Here is an 8,061-nt window from a genome sequence, read left to right as displayed (position 1 = left end):
GAATATACATAGAATAAAAATTAAATAATCTATAGAGAATTAGCTAAATCATGCAGCAAGTAAACTATACTTAAAAAATAGGCTAGTCCCCCTAAATTCATGGAGAAGGTTAGGGTTGGGGTAATCGGTGTTGGGGGTCATGGTAGGGGTAGGCACTTAATACCTTACACTAAGCTGCCTAATGTTGAAGTTGTGGCTGTTGCTGATATTAATCCTAAGAGGGCGGAGGCGGTTGGTAATGAGTTTAAGGTTAAGTATTACACGGATTACCTTGAGATGATTGAGAAGGAGAATCCTGATGCAGTCAGTATAGTAACGCCCACTGGCCTTCATGCCAGGATTGCTAAGGAGGTTTTAAGTAAGGGTGTTCATGTCCTCGTTGATAAGCCACTTGGGGCTAATTTAAATGAGGTAACTGACGTTGTTAGGACCGCTAAGGCTAAGGGTAAAATACTCATGATTGGCTACTGGTCCAGGTTTTCTCAAGCCCTTAAGTTTGGCGCTGAGGCAATGAACCTAGGTATGGTTGGTGAACCATACTTAGCTTACGGTTACCTGGTTAGGAGGAGAGGTATTCCAGGTGTACCAACATTCATTGATAAGGAATTATCAGGTGGTAGGGGTGCTTTACTTGATATAGGCTGTTACATACTGGATAACCTACTATCCCTATTAGGATTCCCTAAGCCAATTACAGCTAGTGGAGCAACATACACTAAGTTTGGTAGGAATCCTGAGGAGGTTAAGTTTAATTGGGGTTCATGGGATCCAAGCAAGTTCGAACTTGAGGATTATGCAGTAGGCTTTATTAGGTTTGAGAACGGTGCATCAATGATTATTGAGGTTGGTTGGGCCGCTAACGTATCACACGTGGGTGAAGTAGGGGTTTATAGGGTACTTGGTGATAAAGGTGGATTAGAGGGTAAGGGTCATGAAGCAATTACTGAAATGAGCCTACACAGTAGGACTAGTAATTTCCTATACGATACGAAACCAATACTGGGTAATGTGGATATGCCTCTTGAGATGGTTAAGGCCTTCATAGAATCTGTAGTCCAGAATAAGGAACCACCAATAACAGGTTATCAAAGCATAATAATTCACTCAATAATAGATGCAATATACGAATCAGCAAGCAAGGGTAGTGAAGTTAGGATTACAATACCTGAGGTTTAGTGGTATTTAAACCATGCTATTAAATGCATATTAGGCATTATTCCCAGTGATGTTAAACTTACTGGATGGCCCATTAAGGATGAGAATTAAGGCATTAACCTATACCTATCCCTTGGGAATAGTATTACTTCCCTAATGTTCTTGACGCCGGCCATAACCATCATTAGCCTGTAGAGTCCAAGACCCCAACCAGCATGAGGAGGCATACCCCAGCTATAAATCTCCAAGTGTGCTGAGAAGTTATCTGGGTTAAGGCCCCTAGCCCTCATTGCTTTTTCAAGCTCACTCCTATCATGTATTCTCGTGGAACCTGAAGTAACCTCCATACCATCTATAATTAAGTCAAAGGACTCACTCCTAGATTCATCACCCTCAATGGGCTTTGTGTAAAATGCCCTAAGCATTGTGGGGAAGTGAATTATGAAGAATGGTTCTCCAATTAACCTACTTAAGGTCTCTAACCCCTCCTTGGGCACATCATCACCCCACTTAATCTTAATCCCCTCCTTATCAAGCATACTTAACGCATCATCGTAAGTAATTACCTTGAAGGGCTTAGATGGTACCCTTACCTCCCGGCCTATTTGACTTAATAAGCCTACTACAGCCTTATATGACTCCACTACTACATCCTCAAGAATACCCATAACGTCCCTGTAATTCATGAAGGCTGCCTCAACGTCAACTGATATGAATTCATTAACATGGTAGGTGGTGTCATGCTTCTCAGCCCTGTAGGCTGGGCCAATTTCAAAAACCCTCTCCAGGCTAGCCGTTAACTCCTCCTTATATAATTGTGGGCTTTGAGCCAGGTAGGCGGTGCGCTCAAAGTACTGTACAGGAAATAATTCAGCACCACCCTCTGTGCTTGTTGCTATTATCTTAGGTGTAAACACCTCTATAAAGCCGTAGCCGTAGAGTGTTGTGCGCATTGCTTTAACAACCTCGCTTAAAGCCTTGAATAATACTACATTACTTCTGCGTTTAAGGTCAACCGTCCTGTATCTTAGTCTTAAGTCAAGTATAGTCTCATCAACATTACCCCAAATGTCTATTGGGAGCGGATTAGCCTTATTAAGTAACTTAACCTCAATGGGCTCAACCTCCACGCCAGCCTTAGCTACCTTACTTGCCCTAACAATACCTCTAACACTCACTACATCCTCCTTAGAAAGCCTAGAGACTGTATCCCAAGTTTCATCATTGACTAATGAACGCTTAACCGTAACTTGAACAATGCCTTCCCTATCCCTCAGCATTATGAACTTTATCCTACCCACATCCCTAATCTCCCAGACCCAGCCTGATAATGTAACCTCCTTACCATCCAGTTCAGGTTTAATCTCACTGGCCCAATGAGTCTTCCTGTAAATAGCCACGTTAAGTGGTCTTGTCCGTGTATTTAAGTCTTTAAGCAATGCACCTAGCCTTAAAGGGCTTGAGGGCGCTCAACGATACCCTTAACCCCTCCCTAAAGCCTAATGCATCAACGCAGCCAACTTGATTAAGCGTTATCATGCTTAATGCTCTTTTAGCCAACTTAAGGAAGGATTCAATGTAATTCTCCTGAATCTTAACGAAGGATGCAGCAGCAACTATTAATCCTTGAACATTAGTATCTCTACTTACTCTCCAGGTTGGTTCAAGAACCTCATGAGCCTCCCAAAATCTCTCCTCATTAAATAGGCTCACGAAGGCTTTGAATGGATTACTAACCTCATTAACACCACTTATATTAACCACTGCTAAAATTGGCCCAATAACCCCACTTACTACTGAGGATAATTCATTCACATCGTTAGTGTTGGCGTCAACCTCAATGTGATTTGAAGCCACCCTAACATTAATTATACTTAAGCCTAAACTCCTTAGGAGAGCCATTAACCTAATTCTATCCTTAGGCTCGTATCCTCTTGAATTACGTGCATGGGCCAAAATCCTCATAGGTGAATTAAAAATTAACCCCTTATAGGTTATATTTAATACATAGCGTCCTTACCTAAACCTAACTTAATATGCATTAGGGTATTGGGAGAGTAAGGTTTATAAGGGGTTAAGTAAAATGAATTTAATGGTAGAATTCAAGTATTTGTCGTGGGATGACATAATGGATTTAACCATTAAGGTGTCTGAATCAATAGTGAGAGATAACTATCGGCCTAACATAGTAGTGGGGGTAGCTAGGGGCGGTGTTGTAATAGCTAAAATAATTGAAGACATACTTGGAATAGGTAATATGACCTCCATAGAGGTTAAACTATACAAGGGTATTAATAATCGAGGAGAGGAGGCTAAGATAGCTCAACCACTGCCGGTTAGTGTTAAGGGCTTAAGAGTGCTGCTTGTTGATGATGTTTCAGACACAGGCACAACACTATTAACTGCCTACAATTACCTTAAGGAGCAGGGCGCCATGGAGATTAAGACTGTTACACTGATGATTAAGCCTTGGACAAGGTTTAAGCCCGACTACTATGCTGAGGAGGCTACTGCCTGGATAATATTCCCCTGGGAACTTGGTGAAACAATCAGGGAACTTGGTAATAGGTTTGACGCAGCGTTAGGGGAGGCTAAGAATAACAGTATTGTGGCTAAGATAAGGAACCTAATTCATAATATTCCAACCAATACTAAGTAATTAACTACCCCATACTGGGTAAAGGTCATTATCAATACCCATGAGGGCCATCACCCTACCCACCACTGCATTGATTAAGTCATCTATTGTCTTCGGCTTACCATAGAATGGTGGGCTAGCTGGCATTACTATTGCACCAGCCTGAGTGACCAATTCCATGTTTCTTATGTGAATCAGGCTATAGGGGGCTTCCCTAATCAATAGTATTAACCTCCTCCTCTCCTTAAGCGCAACATCAGCCGCCCTGGTGATTAAATTGGATGTGTAACCATGGGCTATGGCTGCAAGGGTCTTCATTGAACAGGGTACTATTGACATTGCTTGAAAGTTAAATGAACCACTGGCTATTGGTGCATCAAGTTCATCATCATTATAAGCCCTATGAGCCAGTTTAGCTAACTCACTTATACTTAAACCTAGCTCATGTTGAAGAACCTTTGAGGCAGACTTGGAGACCACTAGGTGAACCTCCACATCATTAATCCTTCTAAGGGATTCAAGGAGCCTAAGACCATATATTACACCTGAAGCACCCGTTACAGCTACCACAATCCTCCTCATAATCCTATATCCAGCGGCCTGTATTTAACTATGTGGTTAACTTCACTTAAAATTCATTAACTGAACCATCTCGTTTACCTACAATCACCTTAGTGACCTTAAGCCCACTAAATAAGCCAACCTCAACAATCCCTGGAATGCACTTAATTATCCTCTCACCTTCCCTGGGATCTATCATTGATTTAGGCTTGTAGTCAATAATGTAATTACCATTATCAGTAATCACTGGCCCCCTCTTCCCTGAGGAGTACCTTAACTCCGCTGAGCCACCATAATCCCCCTCAAGCCTAGCCTTAACCAATGGCCATGCATATGGCACCACCTCCACTGGTATTGGGTGCGTGCTGGGTACTTTATCTACTAGTTTAGATTCATCAACTATTACTATGAATTCACTAGCCCAATAATCGATTATCTTCTCCCTAGTTAATGCACCACCCCCACCTTTAATTAAGTTCCTGCCCCTATCAACCTCATCAGCCCCATCAACGGCCACATCAATATGGCCCACCTGCCAAGGATACCTAAGTAGGTCGCCGAGGCCAAGCCTAACAATCTCATACTCGGTCTCAGTTGATGTTGCAATAAGCCTAACACCCGATAATTCACCCCCTTTAATGGCCTTAGCTAACTCAGTTAAGAACATTAGGGCTGTTGAACCTGAACCAACACCAACCACATACCCACTCCTAACATACTTAAGTGCAGCCTTAGCCGCCGCCAATTTAGGATCCATATGAGGAATCAGGTGCTAGACTTTTAAAAGTGGAAGCCTACGTGGTGATTAACATCATTTTAATTACCCTAAATGCGCATTTAGCTGTTTATTTATAATTCATACCTCTTGGAAAATTACGAAAAGGCTTTAAAGTAATCTAGGCAGGAGCCCGCCATGAGTAATCAAGTTAGGGAAGTTACCATAACTAGGAGGGTTTACCTTGGTTCCTTGGCTGGTTGGATAATGGATGCCTTTGACTTAAGCATGATGTTCCTCCTAGTGCCTATTATGGCTGGCGTATTCTTCCCAGCAAAGTATGGATTGGCAATAGTTGGTACTTGGAGTATATACACGACAACCTTCGTCTTCAGGCCTATTGGTGGTGTTATTTTTGGTAGGCTTGGGGATAGAATTGGTAGAAGGAATACTATGGTTATAACATTAAGCGGCCTTGGCATAATAGTCTTCGCCACAGGTTTCCTACCCACATATGAGCAAGTCGGTATATTGGCCCCCATACTACTTTTCATATTCAGGATAATAACTGGTACATTCGCTGGAGGCGAATACGGTAATAGCGCTGCCATACTGGTTGAGTCGGTTAACAGGGAGCGGAGGGGTATGTGGGGTGCCTTACTTCAAATCGGCTACCCGATAGGCTACACTTTAGCGGCTCTAGTATACTTGGGTTTGCATTACGTAATTCCAGCATCATCATTCATTCAGCTTGGGTGGAGGTGGATGTTTTGGATAGGGGTTATTCCAGCGTTAATTGGCTTAATTGTGAGGCTTTCAATGCCTGAATCAATAATGTGGGAGAGGGTTAATAGGGAGAGGGGTGTTAATAAGGCCCCCTTCACTACAATACTTAGGAATCCAATATATAGGCTTGGTGCCTTAACTGGCATATTAGCTATGACAGGTATAGCTTGGGTTTATGGATTAACACTGGGCTTTTACCCAACAGTGTTATCGTACCATAATTTCCTAAAATTCCCATACTTCCTATACGTGGTAATAGTTGCAATATTAATATCACTGGTGGGTTACTTAATATCAGGCTTCATTAGTGATATCATTGGAAGGAGGTTAACGATGATAATATTCTCAGTAACTGCAATAGTGTTAGCTGTACCATTAACGTACTTGATACTTAAGCATGCATACGGATTCTACGGCACAATGGCCTTAGCCAGCCTACTTGCCTTCTTAACAACGGGAATATACGGTGTTATACCGTCCTATTTATCTGAAAAGTTTCAGACTGATGTTAGGAGCACGGGGGTGGGCTTCTCATTTAATGGAGGCTTTATTGTGGGTAATTGGAGTACAGTATTCCTACTGCTTATTTCGGCAATAAGTGATTCAAGCTTTTACATTTACTGGGGCTTATTCGTAATAATTGGTGAAGTTATGATATTTGCATCAGCATTATTATCGAGCGAAACCAAGGGTATTGAACTGCAATAGTAATTAATATGCTTAAATATAGTTACTTCTTAAAATAATCATGGATGAGGAGGTTAATAGGGCTATTAAAATGGCTGAATCATACCTAAGTAACTCATACTCCCCCTACTCAGGGATTAAGGTTGCATCAGTGGCTATAACCAGTGATGGCAAAATGTTCCCAGGTGTTAATGTTGAGAATTCATCATATGGGTTAACAATATGTGCGGAGAGGGTTGCAGTATTTAGGGCCGTCACGGAGGGTTATAGGAGAATTAAGGCTGTTGTAGTGGTCTCTAACCATGATGAAATATACCCCTGCGGCGCCTGCCTACAGGTTATGGCTGAGTTTAATGTTGAGGAAGTTTACGTTGCTTCACGGAGTGGTGTTAAAAGGTTTAAGTTAAGTGAACTCTTACCAAGGCCTTTCAATCTAAAATACCATGAGACTTAAGAATCCTAAGGATTAAATCCGGAAACCAAGGCTCTAAAGATAAGGGGCCGCTTAATTTAATCAGAGGGCACTTAGCCTTAATGACCTCTGTAGCCTTCCTAACGATAATACCCTTGAAGAGGAATAGTAAGTAAGCCTCACTTGAACAATCCATGGTGTATACACTGGGTTCACCATTAAGGAGCCTAACCTCAAAGCCAGCATCCTTAAGCACCCCAATACCCCTAAGAGCCTCAATATCACTGGAGCCATGCATTATTATTGTTTTAGGTATATGCATCTTAAGTTCATTAATGAATCCCCCAATACCTAGTAATGGATTAAGCCTATGATCAGTAAACCTTAACGCATTTTCATAATCCTTACCCCAATTCAGGAAGAGAGGAAATGACCCAGGTATAATGCCTTCATCACGCCCTAGAAGAAAGATGTAACCAATGCCAATCCTCTTGAAGAATGAATCAACATCATTAATGTATTCAGGATCCCTCGAACCATGAATTAAGGCTACTGGATACTGATGCATATAAGGGGGGCTAAGTAAATCTATTTATAATTCTTTAAGGTAAGCATTACATAATGACCTAAAGCCTCATTCTTTAGTGTGGGATTGTGTGGAAGTTATTTAAGTTTGCTGGTGGAATTAGGTGGGGAAGCAGGGTAAGTTGCTGATCCTCTCACCATCCTTAATGGGTGAAGTTTCTCTGAAGTTTTGGGAGTTATCCTCCTTTAATGGGGTTACTGGATAATGGATTTTTACTTTAAAGGCTTTACTCCACCATGAATGGTGAAGCTTGCGGTTCGGTTATCACTAGGTGGTTAGTTGATGTTCTTGAGGAGTATGGGATTAGGGTTCAATTAGTTAATGAACCCTATATGTCCAAAGCATGTAGTATTTGCGGTGGAATACATAGGGAACTCTACGTATGTTAAACATAACCAAGAAGGTGAGATACATAGTAATACTGAAAGGTAAGATAATGAGCCACCACGTGGCTACAAACAGTATTAAACCCTACCGGAGAACCAGCACCTAAGACCCCCAACATAACCCCCTAAGATAGG

The 8,061-nt window shown here is 41.7% G+C and carries 10 protein-coding genes; 5 read left to right on the top strand and 5 right to left on the bottom strand.

Translation table 11 applies throughout. The features are described from left to right. Positions 1-99 precede the first annotated feature (99 nt). Positions 100-1,176, top strand: coding sequence for a Gfo/Idh/MocA family protein (locus tag BP896_RS08475; protein ID WP_291767522.1), 1,077 nt, complete (start codon positions 100-102; stop codon positions 1,174-1,176). An 86-nt stretch (positions 1,177-1,262) separates the two neighbouring features. On the opposite strand, the gene aspS is transcribed toward BP896_RS08475, so the two are convergent. Then, complete coding sequence (aspS, locus tag BP896_RS08470) at positions 1,263-2,555, bottom strand: aspartate--tRNA(Asn) ligase (RefSeq protein WP_291767520.1); 1,293 nt, start codon at positions 2,553-2,555, stop codon at positions 1,263-1,265. A gap of 31 nt (positions 2,556-2,586) precedes the next feature. Further along, positions 2,587-3,120, bottom strand: a complete 534-nt coding sequence (locus BP896_RS08465; protein WP_291767519.1) for a DUF309 domain-containing protein — start codon at positions 3,118-3,120, stop codon at positions 2,587-2,589. A 127-nt stretch (positions 3,121-3,247) separates the two neighbouring features. Here BP896_RS08465 and BP896_RS08460 point away from each other — a divergent pair, with 127 nt between their 5' ends. Next, positions 3,248-3,814, top strand: a complete 567-nt coding sequence (locus BP896_RS08460; protein WP_291767517.1) for a phosphoribosyltransferase — start codon at positions 3,248-3,250, stop codon at positions 3,812-3,814. Here the strand turns inward: BP896_RS08460 and BP896_RS08455 are convergent, their stop codons facing one another. Both BP896_RS08455 and rpiA read right to left on the bottom strand, forming a co-directional pair. Continuing rightward, entirely contained in the window at positions 3,815-4,375 is a 561-nt protein-coding gene (locus BP896_RS08455) for a UbiX family flavin prenyltransferase (RefSeq protein ID WP_291767515.1), read from the bottom strand. A gap of 46 nt (positions 4,376-4,421) precedes the next feature. Beyond that, positions 4,422-5,111: a ribose-5-phosphate isomerase RpiA gene (gene rpiA, locus BP896_RS08450; RefSeq protein ID WP_291767514.1), complete on the bottom strand. Its 690-nt coding sequence runs from the start codon at positions 5,109-5,111 to the stop codon at positions 4,422-4,424. Between the two features lie 156 nt (positions 5,112-5,267). Between rpiA and BP896_RS08445 the strand changes: the two genes are divergently transcribed. Beyond that, the gene (locus BP896_RS08445) at positions 5,268-6,563 is read left to right on the top strand and encodes an MFS transporter (protein WP_291767512.1); all 1,296 of its coding nucleotides are present in this window, start codon (positions 5,268-5,270) and stop codon (positions 6,561-6,563) included. Positions 6,564-6,603: 40 nt separating this feature from the next. Beyond that, positions 6,604-6,996: a cytidine deaminase gene (gene cdd / locus BP896_RS08440; protein ID WP_291767511.1), complete on the top strand. Its 393-nt coding sequence runs from the start codon at positions 6,604-6,606 to the stop codon at positions 6,994-6,996. On the opposite strand, the gene BP896_RS08435 is transcribed toward cdd, so the two are convergent. Continuing rightward, positions 6,971-7,522 (bottom strand): hypothetical protein, encoded by a 552-nt coding sequence (locus BP896_RS08435; RefSeq protein WP_291767509.1) that lies wholly within the window; start codon positions 7,520-7,522, stop codon positions 6,971-6,973. The two genes, cdd and BP896_RS08435, sit on opposite strands and share 26 nt — an antisense overlap. Positions 7,523-7,776: 254 nt before the next feature. Here BP896_RS08435 and BP896_RS08430 point away from each other — a divergent pair, with 254 nt between their 5' ends. Beyond that, entirely contained in the window at positions 7,777-7,929 is a 153-nt protein-coding gene (locus tag BP896_RS08430; protein ID WP_291767507.1) for a zinc ribbon domain-containing protein, read from the top strand. Positions 7,930-8,061: the final 132 nt, after the last annotated feature.

It is taken from the genome of Caldivirga sp. UBA161 (assembly GCF_002506515.1).
Classification (GTDB): Archaea; Thermoproteota; Thermoprotei; order Thermoproteales; family Thermocladiaceae; genus Caldivirga.
Note: the sequence above shows the minus strand (reverse complement) of the source record. Positions and strands in the feature narration are given on the sequence as shown.

What these genes read in the sequence shown, in the direction of transcription:
- BP896_RS08435 (WP_291767509.1), bottom strand. Translation starts at nt 7,522, where the DNA reads ATGCATCAGTATCCAGTAGCCTTAATTCATGGTTCGAGGGATCCTGAA.
- BP896_RS08475 (WP_291767522.1), top strand. Translation starts at nt 100, where the DNA reads ATGGAGAAGGTTAGGGTTGGGGTAATCGGTGTTGGGGGTCATGGTAGG.
- BP896_RS08460 (WP_291767517.1), top strand. Translation starts at nt 3,248, where the DNA reads ATGGTAGAATTCAAGTATTTGTCGTGGGATGACATAATGGATTTAACC.
- BP896_RS08465 (WP_291767519.1), bottom strand. Translation starts at nt 3,120, where the DNA reads ATGAGGATTTTGGCCCATGCACGTAATTCAAGAGGATACGAGCCTAAG.
- BP896_RS08430 (WP_291767507.1), top strand. Translation starts at nt 7,777, where the DNA reads ATGAATGGTGAAGCTTGCGGTTCGGTTATCACTAGGTGGTTAGTTGAT.
- cdd (WP_291767511.1), top strand. Translation starts at nt 6,604, where the DNA reads ATGGATGAGGAGGTTAATAGGGCTATTAAAATGGCTGAATCATACCTA.
- BP896_RS08445 (WP_291767512.1), top strand. Translation starts at nt 5,268, where the DNA reads ATGAGTAATCAAGTTAGGGAAGTTACCATAACTAGGAGGGTTTACCTT.
- rpiA (WP_291767514.1), bottom strand. Translation starts at nt 5,111, where the DNA reads ATGGATCCTAAATTGGCGGCGGCTAAGGCTGCACTTAAGTATGTTAGG.
- BP896_RS08455 (WP_291767515.1), bottom strand. Translation starts at nt 4,375, where the DNA reads ATGAGGAGGATTGTGGTAGCTGTAACGGGTGCTTCAGGTGTAATATAT.